The sequence below is a fragment of the Eubacterium sp. MSJ-13 genome (genome assembly GCF_018918235.1).
Taxonomy (GTDB): Bacteria; Bacillota; Clostridia; order Lachnospirales; family Lachnospiraceae; genus Butyribacter.
Genome location: NZ_JAHLQE010000140.1, coordinates 1 through 25,615 on the forward strand (window position 1 = coordinate 1; position 25,615 = coordinate 25,615).

A 25,615-nucleotide genomic window follows, 5' to 3' on the forward strand; every position below is an offset into this window, starting at 1 on the left:
GCAGCTAATAGTGTTATGAGCAAGTAGCAAAGCGGATTGCGAATATCCGCTTGACTTAAATGTATTGATAGTTTTGAAAATGTAAAAAATAGTTTAAGAAGGTGAGAATATGCTGAATATAAAGAAATGTAGAAAGGTTCTTGGGGTATTTCTTATTATGTGCCTTGTGCTGTCAGGCTGTTCTAAGGAGAAGGAGGAGGCAACTAATGATATAAGCTCGGTTAAACTGAAATCAAATCAGGAGATAGTAGCCTGCAAGATAACGGCAATATACGGAAATGAGATAGAGTATACCGTTGTAAAGGAGCAGAGTGCATCGGATTCAGATTCAAAGAAAGGCAGGATGCCATCCGCAAGCGGAGCACCTGATATGAATGGTGGAAATTCGCAAGGCGGAGGAGCACCTGACATGAACGGTGGGGATATGCCGCAGGGGAGTGGAGCACCTGATATGAACGGAGGAAATTCTCAGGGGGGAAGAACATCTGACAAGAATAGTGGAAGTGATTCATCAGGAAACAACTCAGAATCAAAAAATAATTCGGACGCAAACATTGCTTCGGACTCCCAAAAAAGTGGACAGAGTGGCAATGGAAATGATATGTCAGCAGGTGGACCACCTGATATGAATGGTGGAGGAGATATGCCACAGGGTGGTGGGGCACCTGACATGAACGGTGGAAGTTCACAGGGTGGAGGAGCACCCGATATGAATGGGGGAGATTCACAGTCGGAAAACAGCTCATCTGATAAAAACGACAGTCAGGATTCATCTTCAGGCAGTTCAGATAAAAAGTCGGATTCTGGTAGCAGCAAATCTTCAGACAAAAGCAGTAAAAAGATTTATACACTTACAGATGAGACAGGGAGTACGATGATACCTGTAGGAACAGATGTTATAACATCACTTGGAAAAACGACAACATTTTCAAGGCTTTCAAACGGAGATATCATAAAGATGATACTTGAGAAAGATTCAAGTGGTGAAAAGGTTGTTGTCGGTGTATGGATTGTTTCGTGAGCATAGAGTTTACTATGTAATTGTGAAACTAATTATTATTGTATCAATTGCAAAATTTAACCATCAATTATGGCAGTTTCACAAATGCATAATAAAGCTTATATAGGAAAGGTGATTTTTATGATAAAATTCAGGAAGAAAAAGACGGGTAAGGATATTGATAAAAAGAATGACGCTAATCAACATAATGAGCATAAGATAGAGATTGTAAATGTTAATAAAACTTATGATATGGGCAGGGAGTCACTTCATGTTCTTAAAGATATCAATTTTACCGTTGACGAAGGTGAGTTTGTTGCCATTCTTGGTCCGTCGGGTTCTGGAAAGTCCACGCTTATGAATGTTATCGGCTGCATGGATCTTTTTGATGAAGGTGAATATTATCTTGACGGGCTTGCAATACATTCTATGAAAGAGAAGAAACTTACAAGTATCAGAAATGAAAAGATAGGTTTTATTTTTCAGAATTATCATCTGATACCTACATATACGGTTATCCAGAATGTTATAATGCCGCTTCTTATGAGAGGATATGAGCATGAAGAAGCACAGGAAATGTGCATGGATACTATAGAAATGCTCGGTCTTAAAGAAAGGATAAATCATAAACCAAATGAACTTTCAGGTGGTCAGAAACAGAGAGTTGCGATCGCCAGGGCATTGGTTGGAGAACCGGCAATCCTTCTTGCAGATGAGCCAACAGGTGCATTAGACAGTAAAAGCGGTAAGGAAGTTCTGAAATTATTCAGAAAACTTAATGATATGGGAAACACTATAGTTATGATAACACATGACCTTGAGGTTGCGAAGGCGGCAAAAAGGGTGGTTAAGATTGTAGATGGTGAGATATTTGCTGTTCCAACGCAAGATTAATGTTTTCTGTCAAAAATTGAGTGTTATTGGTCGCACTATGATGAACAGTAACAATTGAGTATCTGTTATGTCTGTATGCGTAAAGTGGATATTCGCAATCCGCTCTGCTACTTGCTGATAACACTATTAGCTGCTATCGCAGCATATCAGAAGGGGTGCAACCCTCCTGATACAAGGAAAGTCCCCACCTCCACTTCTATTGCATAAAGCAATAAGTGGAGATGGGGATTTTCTTTGACAGTGTTAAATTACGATTGACATTGTTTCACAACAAAAATATACTAAAGTTATGCAAAGGTAATATGAGATGAAATGAGGTGAATGTGGGATGGGCATATATTTTAATCCGAATAATGAGAGCTTTACCTGTGATAAAAACAGCAGGATATATATAGATAAAACCGGGCTTTTGGAATATTTAAACAGTATGTTAGGAACAAATAGTAAATGTCTTGCGGTGAGTCATGCAAGACGTTTTGGAAAGTCCCATGCGGCAGGGATGATTGATGCATACTATAGTCTTGGCTGTGACTCGACACAAATTTTTTGGGGGACAAAGATTTCTGAAAATGTTGATTATAAGAAATATATGAATAGATATAATGTGATACATTTGGATATTTCATCATTTTTTGATTCTTATAAAGAAAACATAGTGGAAAAAATAACAGAGTATATTTATAAAGATTTTAAAGAAACTTTCAATGATGAGCTGAATTATCAGGATAGTTTAAACTATAATTTAATGGTCATATATCAGAAGACAAATATTCCGTTTGTGATAATTATTGATGAGTGGGATTGTGTTATCAGAAACAGTGATGACAAAGAATTGGTACATAAGTATCTGCAGTTTCTTCATTCGTTATTTAAATCAGAAGAATCGAGAGCTTTTTTGGCATTGGCATATATAACAGGGATTTTACCGATTAAAAAAATCAGTGATGAGTCGGCTTTAAATAACTTTCGTGAATATACCATGTTAAAATCGAAACCTATTGGTAAATATTACGGATTTACTGAAGATGAAGTAAAAGAGTTGTGCAAAGAGTATGATATGGATTTTGAAACAGTAAAAGCCTGGTACAATGGATATTTGATAGATGGAGTTCATATGTATAATCCAAATTCTGTTGTACAGTCTATGATGGATCATGACTATGATTCCTATTGGAGAAATACATCTTCTTTTGCATCAATTAACACATTTATAACTATGAATTATGCAGGACTTAAGGATGACATCATGAAGATGCTTGCGGGAGGGAAAGTCAGGGTAAATCCAAATACATTTCAAAATGATTTTTCAACTATTGCGTCAAAGGATGATGCTTTAACGGCATTGATACATCTCGGATATCTGGGATATGATGCGGAAAGAAAGAGTGCATATGTGCCGAATTACGAGGTGGCAACGGCATTTGAATTAGCATTGCAGACAGGTGGATGGGACGAGATTGCAAAGGCAATTTCAACTTGTGATGAACTGCTATTTGAAACTATAGATAAAAATGCAGAAAGAGTGGCGGAATTGATAGAGCTTGCACATGACACTTATACATCAGTTTTAAAATACAATGATGAAAATTCTTTAAGCTGTGTTCTTACAATGGCATATTTTACTGCACCGGGATATTATAATATTGTTCGTGAGATGCCTGCCGGAAAAGGATTTGCCGATTTTGTTTTTATTCCAAGGTCTAATGCAGGATTTAGACCAGCTATGGTTGTAGAGTTAAAGTATAACAAGTCGGCAGACACAGCAATTAAACAGATAAAGGAAAACAGATATCATGGTGCGTTGTCAGGATATAGTGATAAGATACTGCTTGTCGGAATAAGTTATGATGCAAACGGAAGAGATAAGAAGCATCATAGCTGCGTTATAGAGGAAATAGACTGTTGTCGAAAATTGGATCATGGTTTAAATTGACTTTAGGCGTGTGTAGATTTACTCTGATTATATTAACAGATATCTGCGAGATCAGCTAATAATGTTATGAGCAAGTAGCAGGGCGGATTGCGAATATCCGCTTGACATGTAAGTTGGTCTGCAAAAGAGTATATTCGCTGGTATTTATTATTATTAACGAAAGGAATAACATCTACACCATGAAAAAAAATATAATTGTCGTTGTTTTTTATTTATGTCTTGTCGTAATAATCGTTACATCATTTTGCAAAAATAAAAATGACAGTGAGAGTGAAAAGATTACATATTCACAAGTGAAGCAGTCTGATATAAAAATTAAGGATGATAATGAAACTGGGACACAAAAGATATTACATATAAAAGGTGATGTGTCAAAAAATCTGTCACCTTTTGTTTATTATACAAAGGCTGACAGGTATATATTGGATAAGTGTTATATAAATATATATAACGAATTAAAAAAGATACAGTCAAAATCAGGTTCGGACTATTTTGAGAGTATCGACAGCGACAGCCGTTATACTAAAAAAGATAAAAAGAAAAACGGAAAAAAGATAACAACATATACGATAAGGCTCAAAGAAGGAATAAAAACGGCAGCAGGCACGACGATAACGGCTGATGACCTGATGTTTAATTATTATCTTAGGACTGACAGTTCATATGAAGCCTCTGACAGTGTTTATAAATGTAATATTGCAGGGCTTTTAAATTATCAGACAGGCTGTGATGACAGTGGCAGGGCAAAGAAAATATATGATTCAAAAATAAAGAAGCCATCGGCTGGGATTAAAAATAAAATAAGAACAAAAATAATATATCCCGAAATAAAAGAAGCATTTGAATGGACAAGTTCACTTTACAGGGATAAAACTTACTCTTACATAACAGACAAATATCCGAGGACAAGGGATTTGTTTGTTTATTTTTTTGCATTAGATCCAAAATATAAAGCCAAAAAGAAAGATGCCAAAAAAGTTATAAAACAGGTGGCAGCCCAGTATGGCTGGGATTATAAAAAACTTGGCAAAGTGACAGGGAAAGATTACAATGCCCAGGTCAAAAGAATCGCACTTAATGAAGCCGGCAAAAAGTCTGCATCAGGAAAGCAGCGTATAAACGGGATTATAAAGATTGACAGTTATACGATACAGATACAGGTATATGAGAAAACTTCACAGAAAGATCTGTTTGATTTTTACATAGTCCCACTTGCAAAGTGGGGGGATGTGCAGTATTTTGATTCAAATTATAAGTGGGGAGTAAAGAAAACAAAGGCGTATGAAATAATAAAAAAGGAAAATGTGACGGGTGATGAGACAGGTGGATATGTGATTGAGAAAAAAGAGCCGTATGAACTTGTGGAGAGATAAGTTAAAGAGTGACCGTTCCTGTTCGTCTGTACGCTTGCAATAATAAGTTGATTGCGACAGGGGTGAAAATTAGCATAAAATTTTATTCGGATAAACAAAAATAGAAAAGGATACCACTTTGTATTAAAAATGCGATTGACATTGTTTTGGAATAAAAATATACTAATGGTAAATAAAGTCGTAGTATTAAGTATTGCTATTTGCAATAAAGTGAAAAACACATAGTAATGCAGTAATTTATAGCTGTGGAGGCATTTGGGGACAAAATTTTTGGGATACCAACATTATATAGATGAGGTGAATGTAAGATGGGTGTATATTTTAATCCGAGTAATGCAAGTTTTAAAAAGGACAGGAATTATAAGATTTATGTAGATAAAACAGGGTTATTAGATTATCTCAATGAACTGCTTGAAACACCGAGAAATTGTCTTGCAGTGAGCCATGCAAGACGATTTGGAAAGTCCCATGCAGCAGGGATGATAGATGCATACTATAGTCTTGGCTGCGACTCGACAGAGATTTTTGATGGCACAAAGATTTCTGAGAGTACGGATTATAAAAAATATATGAACAAATATAATGTTATTCATCTGGATATAGCATCAGTTTGGGATTTTCATAAAGAGGATTTGGTGGAGTCTATAAAAGAGCGTGTATGTAATGATTTTAAAGGGGAGTGTGGTGATACATTAGATTATGATAAGGATTTTTATCTGTTGATTTATGATATTTATAAAAAGACAAATATTCCTTTCGTAATAATTATTGATGAGTGGGATTGTGTTATCAGAAATAGTAATGACAAAGAGCTGGTACATAAGTATTTACAGTTTCTTCACTCGTTGTTTAAATCGGAGGAGTCAAAGCCATTTCTTGCACTGGCATATATTACGGGGATTTTGCCGATAAAGAAGATTAAAGATGAGTCGGCACTTAACAATTTCAGTGAATATACGATGTTAAAATCAAGGCCAATAACGAAATATTATGGGTTTACGGAAAATGAAGTTAGAGAATTATGCAAACGGTTTGATATGGATTTTGAGAGCACAAAAGCATGGTACAATGGATATTTGATTGATGGTATTCATATGTATAATCCAAACTCTGTGTCTATGGCAATGGAGAGAAGTGATTTTGACTCTTATTGGAGAAATACATCTTCATTTGCATCAATAAATACATTTATTACGATGAATTATGCAGGACTAAAGGACGATATTATGAAGATGCTTGCAGGTGGAAAAGTCATGATAAATCCAAATACATTTCAAAATGATTTTTCAACTATTGCATCAAAGGATGATGCTTTAACGGCATTGATACATTTAGGTTATCTCGGATATGATGCGGACAGAAAGAGTGCATATGTGCCAAACTATGAGGTAGCAACTGCATTTGAGCTTGCCTTACAGACAGGGGAGTGGAGTGAGATTGCAAAGGCGATTTCAACCTGTGATGAATTATTGTTTGAAACCATAGATGGAAATGCGGACAGAGTTGCCGAACTTATAGAGCTTGCTCATGATACTTACACATCAATTTTAAAATACAATGATGAAAATTCGCTTAGCTGTGTTCTTACAATGGCATACTTTACGGCACCGGGATATTATAACATTGTTCGTGAGATGCCTGCCGGAAAAGGGTTTGCAGATTTTGTTTTTATTCCGAGGTCTAATGCGGGATTCAGACCGGCAATGGTCGTGGAATTAAAATATAATAAATCGGCAGATACTGCTATAAGACAGATAAAAGAAAACAGGTATCATGGTGCATTGTCAGGATATAGTGATAAAATTCTGCTCGTTGGGATAAGCTATGATGCGGAAGGAAAAGATAAAAAACATCATACATGTGTTATAGAGGAGATAAATGGTATTGACACAGACATACGATAAAGCGGAAAATGATAAAAATAACAACATACAGTAATCTTAATAGTGTACAGTGAACAGAATATTTCAAAATGGTATAATGGTAGAAATATTCTGTTCAGATTTGTATTTTGAGAGGCTGTTGCATTAATGAAAAATCGTACATGATATAGAGGTAGTTACTATAATAAAACATCTATATCCTGTATGAAATTTTCTTATTGCGACAGTCTCTTTTTATGTTATAGGAAAATGCTCGTAATGTAGAGGAAAACCAACGATAATTGCGAAGCAATTCTTGGAGGGCAAAACGCTGGTTTTGCCCTTTTTTGCTGAACTGTTATATTTCTTTTAAAAAACTATAAATCTCATACTTGACAAAGCACAACAATATGTATATATTTTATATATAATATTTTTATATATAAAAATATTACATATAATTCACACAGAAAGGAAGTGTAAAAATGTACTATCCTGTATCTGCACGTCTGATAGAATTTTTAATCCTATCGGTGCTGCAAAAAGAAGATTCATATGGATACGAGATAAGCCGGACGGTTAAACTTGTGGCGGATATAAAGGAGTCCACGCTTTATCCAATATTGAAGAAACTTGAGAAAAATGGATTTATGACTACCTACACAAAGGAGTATCAGGGAAGAAAAAGAAAATATTATTCTTTGACGGATGCGGGTGTAGAGGAACTTAAATTCTTAAATTCAGAATGGATAAGTTACAGAGATACAATTGACGGTATAGTAGAAGGGAGAATAAAAAATGACGAGAGATGAATATTTGGGGCAGCTTAGCAAATATCTGAAAAAACTGCCTAAGGCTGATTATGATGATGCAATGGAATATTTTACGGAGTATTTTTCTGAGACAGATGATGATGAAGCAAAAAAACTTATGGAGGAGCTTGGAACACCAAAAGAAGCTGCCTGCGACATTATAAGCAATATCCTTGACAAAAGGATAGATGAGAAAAAGCAGGCTGATGAAAAGAAACAGGGTGACAGCGGGAAAAGGTCGGTATTTGGTATATTGTGGGTGGCAATACTTGCAATATGTGCGATTCCTGTTGCTACACCGCTTCTTATAAGTGGTCTGGTCGTAATGTTTTGTATTGTGCTTTGTATTGTATTAGTTTTGTTATGCGTATTTTTAGTCGGTGTGTGCTCGGTTATAGCAGGACTTGCCGTTATAGCGAGGGCGATAGTTACGATAAGGCTTTCAATATCAGCGGCGTTAATGCTCTCAGGTCTTGGAATTGCAGCGATAGGCGTTGGAATTATTGTTTCAGTACTCGGAGTTTTATTTAGCAGATTTATTATTGATATTACTATTAAGTTTGCACAGAAAGCGTCTAAAAGGGGGAAAAAATAATGAAAAAATTTATAAATATATCTTTGATAGCAGGAATATTATGTTTATTTTTTGGAGCTGGAATGTTTTTTGTCGGAGGAGCAATGGGTGGTGGAAAAGTTGTAAAAAAACTGGATTTTAGTTCAATGCTCACAACTGATAGTAAAAATCTTGAAAAAGAATATGCAGTATTAAAAAAGACAAAAATAAACGATTTTGATAAGATAAATGTAAAGTTAAATACAATTGATTTTAAAATTGCAAGATCAGATGACAAAAACTGTTATATAGAATATAATCTAAAGAAAGAAAAGGGTGAAGTTCCGATAGATTATGAGGTGACCAAAGGTGAATTTAAGCTCATACAGAAATCAAATCATGTTACAGTAAACATGGATTTAAGCGGAATCGAAGCCTTGCTTGGCGGTACGAAAGATTATGTACAAAAAAATCAGTTCACATTGTATCTGCCAGAGGATAAAAAGATAAGCAGTACGGAACTTGATACGGCAGATGGAGATATTTCTGTGGACAGACTTAAAAGTGACAATATAGATATATCAGTAGATGCAGGTGATATAAAACTTTCGGATGCAGATTCAAAAGATATAAAAATATCATCTTCTGACGGAGATATTTCGGTAAAAGGTTCTAAATTTGCAAGTGCCACGATTAACAACAGTGATGGCGATACTAAGTTTGAAGATATTGATATTGACAGCGGAAAAATATCAACAAATGATGGAGATATCTCTGTCAAAAATACAAGTCTTAAAGGCATAGATATAACAGACAATTATGGTGACATTAAGTGCAGCGACGGTTCGTTTGAGGACATAGCAGTAAATTTAAATGACGGTGATTTGAGATTGCAGAATACTAAATTTGCCGGGAATATAAAAATTAAATCAGGTTATGGGGATGTGAAAGTTATAGGCTTTGATGACTGGAAAGGCATTTCGGTAAATGCAAAGACAAGTTATGGTGATGTGAGCGTAAAGAATATAACAGATGGTGATAAAACGGAAAAATCTTTTGAGAGAAATATTGATTCTGCGACGGCAACGCTTGAGATAAAGTGTTCAGACGGTGATATTTCCATCAGATAGTATAAAACAAAAACGAGGAAAGAAATGAAGATAGGAATTATTGAAGATGAAGCTGTGCATATGCAGATATTAAACAGATACATTAAAAACTGGGGAGTGGAAAGAAAAGAAAATATACAGATAAAAGAGTATGACAGTGCGGAGAGTTTTTTATTTGCATGGGAGGACGAAAAAGACTTTGATATATTGTTTATTGACATACAGATGAAAAAGATGGATGGCATTAAAATGGCAAAGCGTATAAGGGAGTCTGACAATAATATAGCACTTGTGTTTACTACAGGGGTTGCTGAATATATATCAGAGGGCTACGAAGTCGAAGCACTTCATTATCTGATAAAGCCTATCAGTGAAGAAAAAGTGGTTCAGTGTCTTGAGCGTGCCATAAAGAAAAAAAGTGACACAGAATATATTATATTTCGTGGTGAGGACGGAGTTTTTAAGTTTGATAAAAGAAAGATAATGTATGTCGAGGCAGCAGGGCACAATACGGTTTTTAATGTTTTGGAAGATGGCAGAAGTGTCTCGTACACTGTTCTTGAGGCCGTTAAAAATGTTGAAAAGAGGCTTGACGGAGATAATTTTGTAAAATGCCATCGTTCATATATTTGTAATCTTGAATTTGTACATAGTATAGGAAAAAATGAGATAATATTTGATGATGGCTCAAAAATCCCGGTTAGCAGGCGCGCATATCCTGTTGTGAACGAAGCATTTATACATTATTACAAGAGAGTAGAGGTTTACAGATGAAGATAAATATATTAGGCATAATTGCGGCAGTTATCTTACTTGTACTGCTTATGGTTATAGTAATAAGAAGGCTGATTGTTTTTGTGACAGAAAAAAATATATCGGCATATCAGAGTAGTCTTATCGAAAGACATTATGAGGAAGTTGAAAATATGTATCGTCAGACAAGAGGCTGGCGTCACGATTACCGCACACATATACAGACGATGAAGGCTTATCTGCAGATGAAAGAATATGATAAACTTGATACATACTTAAATGACCTTGAGATTGACCTGACTACTGTTGATACTGTTATAAAAACAGGAAATGTAATGATTGATGCGATTTTAAACAGCAAGATTTCACTTGCTGGTCAGAGAAAAATAAAAGTTGATGCCAAAGCCATTGTGCCTGCTGACTTAAATACTTCTGTTTCTGAGGTCGACTTAAGCATAGTGCTCGGCAATCTTATGGACAATGCGATAGAGGCGTGTCAGAAGATAAAAGATGAGGATAAGAGATTTATCAGGGTTTACATTGATATACTGAAAGGTCAGCTTTATCTGTATGTTATGAACTCATCTGAGGGTAAGTTAAAGAGAAGCGGAAATCTGTATCACTCAACAAAAACAGAAGAATATCACGGCTTTGGTCTGAGAAGAACAGACAAAGTTGTGGAAAAATATGGTGGCTACTTAAACAGACAGGACGAGGATGGAGTGTTTGCAACCGAGGTGATGCTGCCATTATAAAGCTGCCGCAATAATATTATTATTGTAAAAAATTAACCATTCGTGCATGAAATGTACCGTTCGTGCACGAATTTATTTTTTGCTTAAAAAAGTGTTATCATATGGAAAATAAATTGAAGAAGAGGAAAAAAGAAATGAATGAGAATAAGACAAAGCGTTATGGAGTGATAAGCGATATACTATGGATTTTCGGCTTGATAAAAAAATATTGTCCGGTTGCATTGTTTCTTGCAGTGGTTGAGATATTTATGCGAGTGCTGCAGCCATTTCTTAGTATTGTATTATCCAAAGCTGCAGTAGATATTGTCACAGGTGATACATGGATGAATTTAGGTATATTTATATTGCTGCTGTTTGTTTATATAGTGGCGAAAGCCGCTGGTGCAGGAAGCTATGGAGGAAAGTATATTCCATGTAACAATATGAGATTTTTGCTTTTGTCGGAACTTTTTTTAAAAAGTCAGAAAGTAGCTTATCAGTGCGGTGAGGGCGGAGAAAATAAAAAGACATATAACAAAGCGGTAGAGACATTAGCAAATGAGGGAGATAATGGTGCTACAAGTAATCTAATAAACAGAACGGTATCTATTATCATAAATATTTTATGTTTTATATTATATTCCGGAGTTATAGGAAGTCTTAATATGTTTATGCTTGCTGTCGTTATTGTTTTGTCGCTTATAAATTGTTATGCACAGGATTATGGCATGAAATACTATGAAAGTGTGAGAAAAGAAAGTGCAGAACTTAACAGCAAATATTATTGTATAAAAGGCAATATGGGAAATACAAGTATGGCAAAGGATGTGAGGATGTTTGATATGGATAGCTGGCTCTCAAAGCTGAGGGACAATATCATCGGAAAGATAACTGACTTTAATATCAAAAAAGGAAAAGTTACATCCCGTGTCGAAAAAATTGGTTTTTTAATATCCATGCTATGTGATATGACAGTGTATATATACCTTATAAGTAAAGCCGTACAGGGAAGCATAACGGCAGGAGAATTTGTAATGTATTTTGGTGCTGTGGCAGATTTTTCAGGTTTTGTGGGAAACATTATACATGATATGTTAGAGTTAAGGAATGCCGCTAAAAAGGCAGATGATATAAGAAAATATTTTGATCTTGCGGATGAGCAGATGGATGATGGCGAGGGGACAAAAGAGTTAAAAGCTCCTATGGAAATAGAGTTTCGTAATGTGAGCTTTTCGTATAAAAGTGATGATGAAGATAAGGAAAATATAAAGATTTTTAAGCATTTTAATCTGAAGATAAGATCCGGAGAAAAAATAGCATTAGTCGGTGTAAATGGTGCAGGAAAGACTACCCTTGTAAAATTGCTTACAGGAATGTATGAGCCTGATGAGGGATGTATTCTGATAAACGGCATTGACAGAAACAGATTTGCAAGGTCAGAATTTTATAAGTTGTTTTCAGTTGTATTTCAGGAATATTTTATACTTCCGTTTAAGATAAGTGAAAATGTATCTTTGAAAAGAGCAGTCGATGCGGACAATGAAAAGGTACTTGATGCACTTGAAAAAGCAGGCTTAAAACAATACTTTGATAGCAGGGGGATAACACCTGAGCGTTATATAACGAAGTCAATGCATAAAAACGGTATTGAACTGTCGGGAGGTCAGAACCAGCGTCTTTTACTTGCAAGGGCATTGTATAAAGATGCACCAGTGCTTGTGCTTGATGAGCCGACAGCGGCACTCGACCCGATTGCTGAAAGCGAGATATATAACAGTTATGTAAAATATACGGACAAAAAAACGGCAATATTTATATCACACCGATTTGCGAGTACAAGATTTTCAGACAGGATAATCATGCTTGAAAAAGGAAAAGTGATAGAACAGGGAACACATGAGGAGCTTATGCAGATGAACGGAAGATATGCACAGATGTTTGAAGTGCAGAGCAGTTATTATGAGAGGACAGTATGATGGAAAAAATAACAGAAAAAGTTTCATTAAGACAACATATAAAAAATATTAAAAATCTCTATAATATAATAAATGAGATAGATAAAAATTATTTTAAGATTTCTATGATAACACATATCACAAATGTAGCAGCAGCTTTTGTTGCACTTTGGCTTTCGGCTTATGTTCTTGACGGGCTCGCACAAAAAAAAGGAGCAAAAGAGTTATCCGAGGTTACCATTATTACGCTTGTTATAATATTTTTGATAAGGTTTGTGGCAAGTACGGCGTGGAATTATGCAGAGGCAAGGCGTGACAGGATATATAATATTTATTCATCAAACATAGAAATGAAAATATTGGATATGGATTACAGTGAGATAGACAGTCCAAAGGTAAAAGGACTAAGAGATAAGATAGATAAGGATACAAATTGGGGGTGGGGCATAAATACACCGATATTTATAACAAACGGCATATTGTTTGATATAGTAAATATTTTTGTGTCGCTTGTTCTTGCATATCCGATAGTAAAGATAGTAAGCCATACAGGCAGATATTCTGTATTATTTTCTTTTGTTATGATAATACTTATTGCGATAGTTACGGATAAACTCAGGCTTCATTATAACAAGATGTTAAAAGAATATCAGTTTTTTGAAGCTGATGAAAAAGATCGTGAAGAAATGGTTAATTTTACATATGATTTTGTTTATAATAGAAATTATACTTATGCCAACACAAAAGATATTAAGATATATAATGGCTATAACCTTTTAAAATGTTATACAAAAGAAACTTTCTTTTCCAAAAAGCGTAAGGAATTAGATACAAAAGGAGCTTTCAGTATGGGAATGGAAGCTGCAATGGGTGATGTTACTATGGGAGTAGTAGAGGCAGGTGCATATCTGGTTGTAATCCTTGCCGCACTTTCGGGAAAAGTAAGTACAGGAGATGTGGTTGTTTTTGTAGGCAGTCTGCAAAAGCTTCTGACAGGTGTCGCACATATCTGCACATCGCTTGTAACTCTTGCATTTGAGGCGAAAAAGCAGATTTCCACATTGGAACTTATCGGATTAAAAGATGAGATGTATAAAGGAAAACTTCCGGTTGAAAAGAGAAGTGATAATGAATATAAGATAGAGTTTAAAAATGTATATTTTAAATATCCTGGAAGTGATGAGTATGCACTTAAAAACTTTTCAATGGAATTAAATATAGGAGAAAAACTTGCGATAGTCGGAATGAACGGTTCGGGAAAAACAACAATGATAAAACTTTTGTGCCGCCTTTATGATGTTGAAAAAGGAGAGATATTATTAAACGGTATTGATATAAGAAAGTTTGACCAGAGGGAATACAGAAGATTGTTTTCAGTTGTCTTTCAGGACTTTAATATTCTCCCGTTTACATTGAAGCAAAATGTGGCAGCAGATATGGAGGGAGATAAGGAAAAGATAGAGGAATGTCTTGAAAAAGCAGGGTTAAAAACAAGGCTTGATAAACTTGATGACGGACTTGATACATATATAGGAAAAAGTTATGATGAAAGCGGCGTTGAATTTTCGGGAGGGGAATTGCAAAAGATAGCGATAGCAAGGGCAATCTATAAGGAAGCTCCATTTGTGCTCCTCGATGAACCGACAGCGGCACTTGATCCTATTGCAGAATACGAAATTTACAGCAATTTTGACAAGATGGTAAAAGACAAAACGGCGATTTATATTTCACACAGACTTTCATCATGCAGGTTTTGTAAGAATATAGCAGTATTTGACAGGGGTGAGATTGTGCAGTTTGGAACGCATGAGGAGCTTTTGGAAGATACGGACGGAAAATATTACGAACTTTGGAATGCACAGGCACAGTATTATGTGTAGGGGGGAGGTAATTGTGATTGACATTAAATAGAAAGAAAAATATACTAGATGTAGGTGAAATTAAGAGGATATATCGTGTTTGGAAATGATTACAAAAGCACGAAGATTTATAGTAAATTAGTAATTTATGGCAGCAGTTGTGAAAAAATATTTTTGTTATATAAATGTTAGATGAGGTGAGTTAAGATGGGGGTATATTTTAATCCGAATAATGCAAGTTTCAGGCAGGCAAAAAACAGCAGGATTTATGTGGATAAGACAGAGCTGATAGAGTATCTAAATGAGAGACTGTCAACGGAGGATAAATGTCTTGCGGTAAGCCATGCAAGACGATTTGGAAAGTCACATGCGGCAGGGATGATAGATGCATATTATAGTCTTGGAAGTGATTCAACGGGGCTTTTTGGTGGGACAAAGATTTCTGAAAGCATGGACTATAAAAAATATATGAATAAATACAATGTGATTCATCTGGATATAGCATCGGTCTGGGATTTTCACAAAGAAGATTTGACTGAGTCTATAAAGGAACGTGTCTGCAATGATTTTAAGGAGGAGTATGGTGATACATTAGACTATGACAAGGATTTTTATCTGTTGATTTATGATATTTATAAAAAGACAAATATTCCTTTTGTAATAATTATTGATGAGTGGGATTGTGTTATAAGAAACAGTGATGACAAAGAGCTGGTGCACGAGTATTTACAATTTCTTCACTCTCTGTTTAAGTCGGAGGAGTCAAAAGCATTTCTAGCACTGGCATATATTACGGGAATTTTGCCGATAAAGAAGATTAAAGATGAGTCAGCACTTAACAATTTTAGTGAATATACAATGTTAGATTCATATCCGATTACACAGTATTATGGATTTACGGAGGATGAAGTTAAAAGTTTATGCAAACGGTTTGATATGGATTTCGAGGGTATGAAAGCATGGTATAACGGCTATCTTATTGATGGTATTCATATGTATAATCCTAACTCTGTATCTGCGGCTATGGATAGACATAGATTTGACTCCTATTGGAGAAATACATCCTCATTTGCTTCAATAAATACATTTATAACAATGAATTATGCGGGGCTTAAAGATGATATTTTGAAAATGCTTGCAGGTGGCAAGGTAAGGGTAAATCCATATACATTTCAAAATGATCTGTCGGAGATACATTCAAAAGACGATGCATTAGCGGCATTGATTCATCTGGGGTATCTAGGATATGATGCGGACAGAAAGAGTGCATATGTGCCAAACTATGAGGTGGCAACTGCATTTGAGCTTGCCTTGCAAACAGGGGAGTGGAGTGAAATCGCAAAGGCAATTTCAACCTGTGATGATTTATTGTTTGAAACGATAGATGGAAATGCAGAAAAAGTTGCCGAACTTATAGAGCTTGCTCATGATACTTACACATCTGTTTTAAAGTATAATGATGAAAACTCACTTAGCTGTGTTCTTACAATGGCATATTTTACGGCACCGGGTTATTATAATATAATTCGAGAGATGCCTGCCGGAAAAGGATTTGCAGATTTTGCGTTTATTCCGAGGGCAAATGCGGGATTCAGACCGGCAATGGTAGTGGAATTAAAGTATAATAAATCGGCGGACACTGCAATTAAGCAGATAAAAGAAAACAGATACCATGGTGCATTGTCAGGCTATAGTGATAAGATACTTCTTGTCGGGATAAGTTATGATGTGGAGGGAAAAGATAAAAAACATCATACCTGTGTGATAGAGGAAATTAACGGATAAGACATTTTTTATTGTAACGAAAGGCTTTATTTATGAATTGCGAAGATATGATAAATATTCCTGAACTTAAAAATGTTATGAATCTGAGGGCGGGATTTGACGGCATAAATCATACAGTCAGATGGATATATTTTGCTGATTGTTTACAGTGTGTAAAAAGTGAATACCGCATTGAGGATTATATACATGGAAGTGAGTTTGTGGTGCTTACAAACAGAAATCTTACTGATGACAGTGTGAAATTGAAAGAACTGATAAGTAGGATGCAGGAGTTTGATATAGCTGCTCTTGGCATAAACGAGGGACAGATTTCTGATGAACTTGTCGGGTACTGTGATGAGAATAAACTTCCACTGTTTGAACTTCCTGAAAAATTTCCGCTTGTTGATCTGAGTCAGATAATATGCAAAAGGCTTGTTATAGAAGAAAATAATAAAAATGCGGCGGAGCAGTTGTTCACCTCGATTCTTGATGCGGAGCATCTGAGCAGGGAGAGTGTATTTGCACAGGCAAGATTTTTAAATGTTGATCTGTCAGGAGAGTTCAGGATAATAGAATTTGCTTTTGCGAAAGACAAATCAGTTGTTAAATCCTTTGGCAAATCAAATGATGAAAAATTTACGGCTGCGGAGCAAACAAATGATTCGCTCGCTGTCGGACAGGCGGTAAGAAGAATTATCAATTCAGAGTTTTCTTATTATATGTCAAAAAATATACTTACCGGATTGCAGACAGGAACAGTCCTTGCACTCGTTCCGGCGAGTGGTATGGATGATGAGAAGTTAAGAGAGATTCTTTTAAAAGTTGCAAAACGGGCATATGGTGAATGTGGCATAAGGCTTGTAATCGGTGTAGGCAATACGACCGGGTATCTTGAGGATGTAAAGAAAAGCAGAAGTGAAGCTGCGACAGCAATCAAGGTGGCTGATATATCAAATGACGATGAGCCGGTGTTTTTTTATAAGGATCAAGGGATTTACACGCTTATATCAAAGATAAATGATACTAAATTTCTTGATGAGTTTGTGGAGAAAAATATAGGAAAACTTATCCGTGCAGATGAGGTTAATGACAGTAATCTGTGTGAGACACTTGAAAACTACATAGACCATAACTGTAATGTGAAATATACGGCGGAGTATATGTATATACACAGAAATACGCTTAACTACCGTCTTAACAGGATTCAGGAAATTTTAGGTGATAAATTTAACGATATGGAGAGCTGTCTTTCTTTGAAACTTGCTTTTATGATAAGAAATTACAGGAATATCAATAGAAAAGAGTAAGTGTTGGTCGTGGTGCACAAAAGTTTTAGTACACGGTGCACATTGTAATGTCAGAGAGAATTGTTATAATTTAGTCATAAATTAAAAAACAACTTAGACAAAGGCGTCTAAAAGATATGAAAATATATCTTTTGGCGTCTTTTTTCATTATATTGATATTTAGGAGGATTATATTATGACAACTAAAGATTTATCAAAGGCATTACCGGAAATTGTAACAGAACAGGTACCAGGACCAAAATCAAAGGAACTCCTTGACAGAAGAAACGCAGCTATTCCACAGGCACTGTGTGGAAGTACATATCCTATTTGTATCAAACAGGGTGCAGGTGCAATGTTTGAGGATTTAGACGGAAACAAGATTCTTGACTGGGTAGGCGGAGTCGGAGTTTTAAATATAGGATATTCTAATCCGGAAGTTATCGAGGCAGTTAAGGAGCAGGCAGATAAATATTTCCACACTATATTTAATGTGTATGTCCATGACGGATATGTTTCACTTGCAGAGAGGCTTAACAAGATAATCCCATGTAAGGGAGATGTTAAAAAGACATATTTTGCAAACTCTGGCGCAGAGTGTGATGAGAATGCGATTAAGATTGCAAAGGCTTACACAAAGAGAAATGGTGTTATCTGTTTTACAGGTGCATTCCACGGAAGAACAAACCTTACAATGGCACTTACAGCAAAGAAGATTTATGCGGTAGGCATGGGACCATTCCCGGCAGGAATATACCGCGCACCTTATCCATATCTTTATAGAGCACCAAAGGGATATACGGAGGAAGAAGCAATCCAGTATTATATTGATGAATTAAATAGAATATTTGATGAGGGCGCTCCAGCAAGTGAGATTGCCTGCATGATATTAGAGCCACTTCAGGGTGAGGGCGGATTTATCCCGGCACCTATCGAATGGGTAAAAGCAGTCCGCAAGATATGTGATGACAATGGAATACTTATGATTGCTGATGAAGTTCAGTGTGGTAACTGTAGAACAGGTAAATATTATGCTTCTGAATACTGGAAGGAGGCAGGTGCAGCACCTGATATCATCACAACAGCAAAATCTCTCGGTGGCGGACTTCCAATCTCAGCAATCACTGCAAGAGCAGAAGTAATGGATGCAGCTCCGGCAGGAACTATCGGAGGTACATTCTGTGGAAACCCACTCTCATGTGCTTCAGCACTTGCAGTAATGGATGTAATGCAGAGAGATGATTATGCCGCAAAAGCAAGACACATCGGAGAGGTCGTAACAAAACGTTACAGAGAACTTCAGGAGAAATATCCTGTAATCGGTGATGTAAGAGGACTTGGAGCAATGATAGGAATCGAGTTCGTAACAGACAGAGAGACAAAAGAGCCTGCGACAAAAATTGTAGCCAACATCATAAAGAATGCAATGCAGAAAGGACTTTTGCTTGAAAGCTGTGGAACAGCAAGCAACACGATTCGTTTCCTTGCACCACTCACAATGACAGATGAGCAGATGGAAAAAGGACTTGAGATATTTGAGGAAGCAATCAAAGAGTCTCTGTAAATGCTACAGTTTACTGTTCACACCTGTGGTGTGCTTAGTAAATAGTAATACATATTACTAAAGATAACAATCATTATTATTAGATAAAAAATGTAAATAGATTACAAACATATATAAATGACAAAGGGGTCAGGACATACGGAGCTAATATGTCCTGACCCTCTTATATTAAAAATTATTTATTTTGCGAAATATTCAATATATGTAAAAGGATTGTGAAAATATATTTTTACAATCAACAAAATTTATATTATTTTCGCAAACACATATAAACCAACAGAAATTGGAGGGAAAGATATGGAGCAGAAATCAAAGTTTGACAAGGTAATGGGTGCGTGGGACATTCTCGTTATCGCATTCGGTGCCATGATAGGCTGGGGCTGGGTAATCAACTCAGGAGATTGGATAACGACCGCTGGTTTCATGGGTTCTATAATAGCTATGCTCATCGGTGGTCTTATGGTATTCTTCGTGGGACTTACATATGCAGAGCTTACATCAGCAATGCCACAGTGCGGCGGCGAGCACGTATTCAGTTACAGGGCAATGGGACCTACAGGTTCATTTGTGTGCACATGGATGATAATTTTAGGTTATGTGGCAACATCAGCTTTTGAAGCAACAGCCCTTCCAACGGTTATCACATATCTTTTCCCTAATTTTAATCAGGTTTATCTTTATTCAATAGCCGGAAAAGACATTTATCTGACTACGATACTTTTGGGTGTCGGTGTTGCGATACTTATCACTGTGATCAACATAAAAGGTGCAAAGACTGCCGCTATGTTACAGACTGTTCTTACAGCAATTATTGCGGTTGCTGGAATCCTGCTTGTCGTAGGTTCTGCGGTTAATGGTGACGGCGGCAATATAACGGGACAGATGTGGGAAGCTTCATCTGGAAGTACACTTGGAAGTGTGTTTAAAGTTGCCTGTATGACACCATTCTTATTTATTGGTTTTGATGTAATACCGCAGGCGGCAGAGGAGATAAATGTGCCATATAAAAAGATTGGAAAGATAATGCTTTTATCAATCTTTCTTGCAGTTGCATGGTATCTTCTTATAATATTTGCAGTTTGCTATATTATGCCAAACAGTGCCATAGCTAAAGAAATGGCATCACAGAACGGACTTGTATCAGCTAAGGCAATAGAGCTTGCATTTAATTCTCCTATGATGGGTAAAGTGCTGATAATAGGAGGTCTTTGCGGAATCATAACATCATGGAACTCATTCCTTATGGGTGGAAGTCGTGCTTTATACTCAATGGGTGAATCACTTATGATACCTAAGGTATTTGGAAAGCTTGGAAAGAACAAAACGCCTGAGGCTGCAATACTTCTCTGTGGTCTTGCATGCTGTATAGCTCCTTTCTTTGGAAGAGGTGTTCTTGTATGGCTTGTTGATGCTGCTTCATTTGGCTGCGTCATAGCATATATGTTTGTATCTATATCATTTTGTATCTTAAGAAAAACAAAGCCTGAGATGGATAGACCATACAAAGTAAAGGCAGGAAAATTTGTCGGTGTAATGGCAGTTGCGATGGCTGGATTTATGACATTATTATACATAATACCTGCATCTTTCTCAGCAGCACTTATATGGCAGGAATGGATTGTAGTAGGTGCATGGCTTTTGCTTGGAGTATTTTTCTACTTTTATTCAAAGAAAAAATATGGTGCAGAATTTGGCCGTGATATATTTATTGTAGCTGATGATGAAGAAACAGAAGTGGAAGATTCAAAAATCGTTGCTATCAATAAAAAATATGCAGGAAAGCATTTTGTTGTAACAGTCGGCTGTGAATATGGCAGCGGTGGACCTGAGATAGCAAAAATGGTTGCCGATTATTTTGGAATAGAGTATTATGACAGGGATCTTGTAGATAAAGTTGTAGACCAGATAGGTGTTGACAAGGGACTTGTCGAGGAGGCTGATACAAAGATAGGTGTCAGGTATGGATTTGATACATCATATGGTGTAAGATATGCAAATCTCTCAAACAGGGTTATAGACGCACAGTTTCAGGCAATACATGATTTTGCAGGAAAGTCATCATGTGTTATAGTAGGACGAAGCAGTGATTATATCTTGAGGGACAGAAATGATGTGCTGAATGTGTTTATCTATGCACCGAAAAAAGATGAGATTGCTGACATAATGAAGAAAAAAGGTCTTAATGAGCGTAAAGCGTCAGAAGAATGGGAATCTGTTGAGAAAGCACAGCATGCAAGACATGAATATATCACCGGCAAAAAGCGTGGTGACAGACATACAAGGGATATACTTCTTAACAGCAGTCTTCTCGGCTGGAGAAAGACGGCAGACTTTATTATAGAACTTGTTGAAGAAAAATATGCTATAAGTGACGCAGAAGTGAAGAAAAAAGAAGCGTAACAGTCTAGTGAAAATGTAGCAGGGATGCATGGACTGTAAGAGCATAAAAATTAAGAGTTGGCATATAGCCTGACAGCGGGTATCAGGCTATGCAGCTCAATAAATTAGTACATATGTATGAATATTCATTTATAATGTTATTATCACATCAAAGATTGTGATAATTTGTATAAGTGATATAGATGATAACAAAAGGAGAGATAACATGAAAGGTTTTTCAATAAAAACGGAAATAGAGGAATTTGATACATTTGAACAATTTGCAAAGTATATAAAGTTAGGTGCAGACGACTTGGTTTTGTGTGGAGAGCATACATATAATGATTATGTTCTATCTCTTAATACAGGTGTGCAGACTTTGTTCAGGGAAAAGTACAGCAAGGGTGAACCAACGGATGGTGATGTGGATGCCATTCTTGATGCATTGAGAGATAAAAAATATGACAGGATAATCGCTATCGGAGGTGGTACTGTTATCGATATAGCAAAAGTTGTTGCGGTAGCAGGTCATGATGATAAAGTAGATGATCTGTATGACAATGTAGAGAATTTAAAGAAAGTTCATCCTCTTATAATAATACCTACAACCTGTGGAACGGGAAGTGAGGTTACAAATATCTCAGTTATAAACCGTGTGAGTAAAGGTGTAAAGATGGGACTTGCGTCAGATGCAATGCTTCCTGATAAAGCAGTCCTTATAACTGATCTGCTTAGCTCACTTCCATATAAGATATTTGCCACATCTTCGATTGATGCGATGGTTCACAGTGTAGAGTCATTTTTAAGTCCTAACGGATGCAGTATATCAAGAGTATTTTCAACTGAGGCATTAAAGATTATCATTACCTGCTGGGATAAGGCGGTTTCAGAGGGCGGTGGTGATGCGTGGAATAAATATGCAAAAGACTTCCTTAAAGCATCAAACTTTGCAGGACTTGGATTTGGTTATGCAGGCTGTGCGGCGGTTCATGCGTGTGCGTATCCACTCGGCTCTGTATATCATATCCCTCATGGACAGTCAAACCAGCTTATGTTTGCATCGGTTATGAAAAAATACAAGGAATTACAGCCGCAAGGAAGAATAAATGACCTTGAGGAAGTGATAGCAAAAACACTTAATGTCAGTCAGGACAAAGCACTGGAAGCATTATATGAACTTATGGATAATGTATTAAAGAGCGAACCACTTAAGGAATTTGGTGTAAAAGAAAGTGACCTGCCTGTATTTGCAAAAGATGTGGCAGCAACACAGTTAAGGCTTTTAAAAAATAATTATATACCGCTTAGCGAAGAACAGTTACTTGAGATATATAAGGCTGCATTTTAACACTGTCAGGGGAGTCCTCCACTTTTACTGCGTAGAGCAATAAGTAGTGGGTGGGGACTTGCTTGTATCGGGAGGGGACAAAGCCAATTCTGATATGTCGCGATAGCAGCTAATAGTGTTATGAGCAAGTAGCGGAGCGGATTGCGAATATCTGCTTGACTTTGATGTAAAACTGAAAAATTAAGATGTTAGTGTATTGTTTTACTGTAGCTGTTAAGTTTTATATATAAAAAATGTCGGAGTTTATCCGGCATTTTTTTTGCTTCACATAAGCACTAGGTAGTGGTATAATATAATTAAATGCAATTTTCAAAGAAAAAATGCCTGTGTGCAGGTCAGTGTTTACAAACAAGTATTTTTCTTTAAAATTAAGTATTATATTAAGGAAGCTAATTATATTATGAGACAGAAAATGATTTATAGGAGATTTTGAAGTATGGAATTACAAAAGAAGGAAAATTTATTGATTGTAGACGATTCAAAATTTCAGCGGGTAGTTCTTAGGGAAACTTTATCAGATAATTTTGAGATTATCGAGGCAACTGATGGAGCAGAATGTTTAGAGATAATCAAAAAGAAAAGTGAAGCCATAGACATTGTTTTACTTGATCTGGTAATGCCGGGAATAGACGGTTTTGAAGTATTGAGACGCAGGCAGAAAAATCCTGAGTTTAGAAATATTCCTGTTATCGTACTTACTACAAGTGATGATATTTCTTTTCAGACGCAGGCGTTTGAACTTGGTGCGGATGATTTTATCATAAAGCCTGTTGATGCAAGAATTGCCGTTTCGCGTATAAACAATACGCTTGGGGCTGTAAGGCATTTGAAAGAGGTTTTAGAGGAACAGAATTCATGGAGAATAAAATCTCAGATAGATGAGATGACGCATCTGTTCAACAAAGTTACAACAGAAGAGATGGTCACTGAGATATTATGCGAGTCTGATGAAAAGAAGCATGCACTTATGGTCATAGATATAGATAATTTTAAATCAGTAAATGATATATTGGGGCATAAGGTAGGTGACCACATCATAAGTGTTGTTGCAGGAGTGCTGTCTTCACTGTTCAGAAGTACTGATATCATAGGCCGTATAGGTGGCGATGAATTTGTAGTTTTGATGCGTGATATACCAAATGAACAGGTTGTTACAGAAAAGGCGCAGCAGCTTGTTGAGATTTTTAAGAAGAAAGAGAATCTTACGATTCCTGAAAATATTTCAGTTAGTATGGGAATTGCATTTTCAGAGCCGGAGGACAATTCATTTGCTGAGCTGTTTGCAAAGTCAGATCAGGCATTATATATATCAAAAAAGGCAGGAAAAGCATGTTTCAGCGTTCATGGTGTTGAATATGACATTTTAGATAGAAACCGTAAAGTGCTTTTATGGTCAGATTCACGAAACACTGCGAGCACTTTGGAATTTGCACTTCCAAGTTCAGTACAGATAAATATCGTGTCAGGTTTGGAGGATATAAGGCAGCATGTTGTTCAGGAGGACAATGAGATTGCCATGATATATATTGATGTATCTGAGTTATCTGATTCAGGCAGTGAACTCTGGGAGTTGGTCAAAAAAGAAGAATGGGTGACACAGCATCCGATAGTTGCGATATGCAAAGAGGGAAGTATGGAACAGATACGATATGCGGTTCTTTCAGATATCGTCAATGATATACTGTTTGCTCCTCTTGAAGCACCTACATTAAAACGCCGTATTCATGAATACATAAAAGAAGAACAGCAGAGAATATTAGAAAATTAAAAATTTTTTGAGAGGAAGGAAAACAAAAATGGCAAAAAATCCAATAGTTACATTTGAGACAACAGCAGGAACGATAACAGCAGAGCTTTATCCAGAGATAGCACCTAATACGGTAAACAATTTTATTTCGCTCATAAACAAAGGCTTTTATGACGGTCTTATCTTTCACAGAGTCATAAAGGGATTTATGATTCAGGGTGGAGATCCTGATGGAGTAGGAACAGGCGGACCGGGTTATTCCATTAAAGGTGAGTTCGCGATAAATGGTGTAGAAAATAATCTTAAACATACAGCCGGAGTACTTTCAATGGCACGCTCAATGATGCCTGATTCAGCAGGTTCACAGTTCTTTATCATGCATAAGGATGCACCACATCTTGACGGACAGTATGCAGCATTCGGTAAAGTGACAGACGGAATGGACACAGTCAATGCTATAGCAGAAACCGAGACAGACTATTCCGATGCACCATTAGAACCCCAGATGATAATAAAAGTAACAGTAGACACAGACGGGGAAGAATATCCTGAACCTGAAAAATGCTAAAAATATCATAAAACAGTAAGCAAAAGAGTCATGTCTGAAAAGATATGGCTTTTTTCGTTCTTGAAGGAGCAAAATGCAGATTTTGCTGACATCAAATTTTTAAATTTGATGTTGTGTTC

The 25,615-nt window shown here is 36.3% G+C and carries 19 protein-coding genes and 1 pseudogene; all 20 read left to right on the forward strand.

From position 1 onward, the window contains the following. Positions 1-109: 109 nt before the first annotated feature. The 20 genes and pseudogenes from KQI69_RS08605 to KQI69_RS08700 all read left to right on the forward strand — a co-directional run bounded on the left by KQI69_RS08605 (position 110) and on the right by KQI69_RS08700 (position 25,496). Positions 110-1,021, forward strand: coding sequence for a hypothetical protein (locus tag KQI69_RS08605; RefSeq protein ID WP_216564971.1), 912 nt, complete (start codon positions 110-112; stop codon positions 1,019-1,021). A gap of 231 nt (positions 1,022-1,252) precedes the next feature. Continuing rightward, positions 1,253-1,894, forward strand: a complete 642-nt coding sequence (locus KQI69_RS08610) for an ABC transporter ATP-binding protein (protein WP_253289075.1) — start codon at positions 1,253-1,255, stop codon at positions 1,892-1,894. A gap of 328 nt (positions 1,895-2,222) precedes the next feature. Beyond that, a complete protein-coding gene (locus KQI69_RS08615; RefSeq protein WP_216564973.1) occupies positions 2,223-3,827 on the forward strand; it encodes an AAA family ATPase in 1,605 nt (534 codons plus the stop codon). A 179-nt stretch (positions 3,828-4,006) separates the two neighbouring features. Further along, positions 4,007-5,200, forward strand: coding sequence for a hypothetical protein (locus KQI69_RS08620; RefSeq protein ID WP_216564974.1), 1,194 nt, complete (start codon positions 4,007-4,009; stop codon positions 5,198-5,200). 308 nt (positions 5,201-5,508) lie between these two features. After that, positions 5,509-7,104 (forward strand): AAA family ATPase, encoded by a 1,596-nt coding sequence (locus tag KQI69_RS08625; protein ID WP_216564975.1) that lies wholly within the window; start codon positions 5,509-5,511, stop codon positions 7,102-7,104. A 443-nt stretch (positions 7,105-7,547) separates the two neighbouring features. Beyond that, a complete protein-coding gene (locus KQI69_RS08630; protein ID WP_216564976.1) occupies positions 7,548-7,874 on the forward strand; it encodes a PadR family transcriptional regulator in 327 nt (108 codons plus the stop codon). Further along, on the forward strand, positions 7,861-8,469 hold the full coding sequence (locus tag KQI69_RS08635; RefSeq protein WP_216564977.1) for a DUF1700 domain-containing protein: 609 nt from the start codon (positions 7,861-7,863) through the stop codon (positions 8,467-8,469). Before KQI69_RS08630 ends, KQI69_RS08635 begins: the two co-directional genes overlap by 14 nt. Further along, positions 8,469-9,557: a DUF4097 family beta strand repeat-containing protein gene (locus KQI69_RS08640; RefSeq protein ID WP_216564978.1), complete on the forward strand. Its 1,089-nt coding sequence runs from the start codon at positions 8,469-8,471 to the stop codon at positions 9,555-9,557. The genes KQI69_RS08635 and KQI69_RS08640 overlap by 1 nt, the downstream gene beginning before the upstream one ends. Positions 9,558-9,581: 24 nt before the next feature. Next, positions 9,582-10,310 carry a LytTR family DNA-binding domain-containing protein gene (locus KQI69_RS08645; protein ID WP_216564979.1) on the forward strand — a complete coding sequence of 243 codons (729 nt, stop codon included), beginning with the start codon at positions 9,582-9,584 and terminating at the stop codon, positions 10,308-10,310. Then, positions 10,307-11,044 carry a sensor histidine kinase gene (locus KQI69_RS08650; protein WP_216564980.1) on the forward strand — a complete coding sequence of 246 codons (738 nt, stop codon included), beginning with the start codon at positions 10,307-10,309 and terminating at the stop codon, positions 11,042-11,044. Before KQI69_RS08645 ends, KQI69_RS08650 begins: the two co-directional genes overlap by 4 nt. 134 nt (positions 11,045-11,178) lie before the next feature. Continuing rightward, positions 11,179-12,999, forward strand: a complete 1,821-nt coding sequence (locus KQI69_RS08655; RefSeq protein ID WP_216564981.1) for an ABC transporter ATP-binding protein — start codon at positions 11,179-11,181, stop codon at positions 12,997-12,999. Further along, entirely contained in the window at positions 12,996-14,858 is a 1,863-nt protein-coding gene (locus KQI69_RS08660) for an ABC transporter ATP-binding protein (RefSeq protein WP_253289073.1), read from the forward strand. Before KQI69_RS08655 ends, KQI69_RS08660 begins: the two co-directional genes overlap by 4 nt. Before the next feature lie 186 nt (positions 14,859-15,044). Beyond that, the gene (locus KQI69_RS08665; protein ID WP_216564982.1) at positions 15,045-16,622 is read left to right on the forward strand and encodes an AAA family ATPase; all 1,578 of its coding nucleotides are present in this window, start codon (positions 15,045-15,047) and stop codon (positions 16,620-16,622) included. 32 nt (positions 16,623-16,654) lie between these two features. Continuing rightward, complete coding sequence (locus KQI69_RS08670; RefSeq protein ID WP_216564983.1) at positions 16,655-17,911, forward strand: PucR family transcriptional regulator; 1,257 nt, start codon at positions 16,655-16,657, stop codon at positions 17,909-17,911. Between the two features lie 175 nt (positions 17,912-18,086). Next, the gene (locus tag KQI69_RS08675; protein ID WP_216564984.1) at positions 18,087-19,454 is read left to right on the forward strand and encodes an aspartate aminotransferase family protein; all 1,368 of its coding nucleotides are present in this window, start codon (positions 18,087-18,089) and stop codon (positions 19,452-19,454) included. 297 nt (positions 19,455-19,751) lie between these two features. Further along, positions 19,752-21,143 (forward strand): annotated as a pseudogene (locus tag KQI69_RS08680) (APC family permease); the annotation flags it as partial. Between the two features lie 45 nt (positions 21,144-21,188). Then, complete coding sequence (locus KQI69_RS10700; protein ID WP_371818799.1) at positions 21,189-21,854, forward strand: AAA family ATPase; 666 nt, start codon at positions 21,189-21,191, stop codon at positions 21,852-21,854. A 205-nt stretch (positions 21,855-22,059) separates the two neighbouring features. Beyond that, on the forward strand, positions 22,060-23,181 hold the full coding sequence (locus KQI69_RS08690; RefSeq protein WP_216564985.1) for an iron-containing alcohol dehydrogenase: 1,122 nt from the start codon (positions 22,060-22,062) through the stop codon (positions 23,179-23,181). 436 nt (positions 23,182-23,617) lie between these two features. Beyond that, positions 23,618-24,949 (forward strand): diguanylate cyclase, encoded by a 1,332-nt coding sequence (locus tag KQI69_RS08695; protein ID WP_216564986.1) that lies wholly within the window; start codon positions 23,618-23,620, stop codon positions 24,947-24,949. A 28-nt stretch (positions 24,950-24,977) separates the two neighbouring features. Further along, positions 24,978-25,496 (forward strand): peptidylprolyl isomerase, encoded by a 519-nt coding sequence (locus KQI69_RS08700; protein WP_216564987.1) that lies wholly within the window; start codon positions 24,978-24,980, stop codon positions 25,494-25,496. The last annotated feature ends 119 nt before the right edge of the window (positions 25,497-25,615 follow it).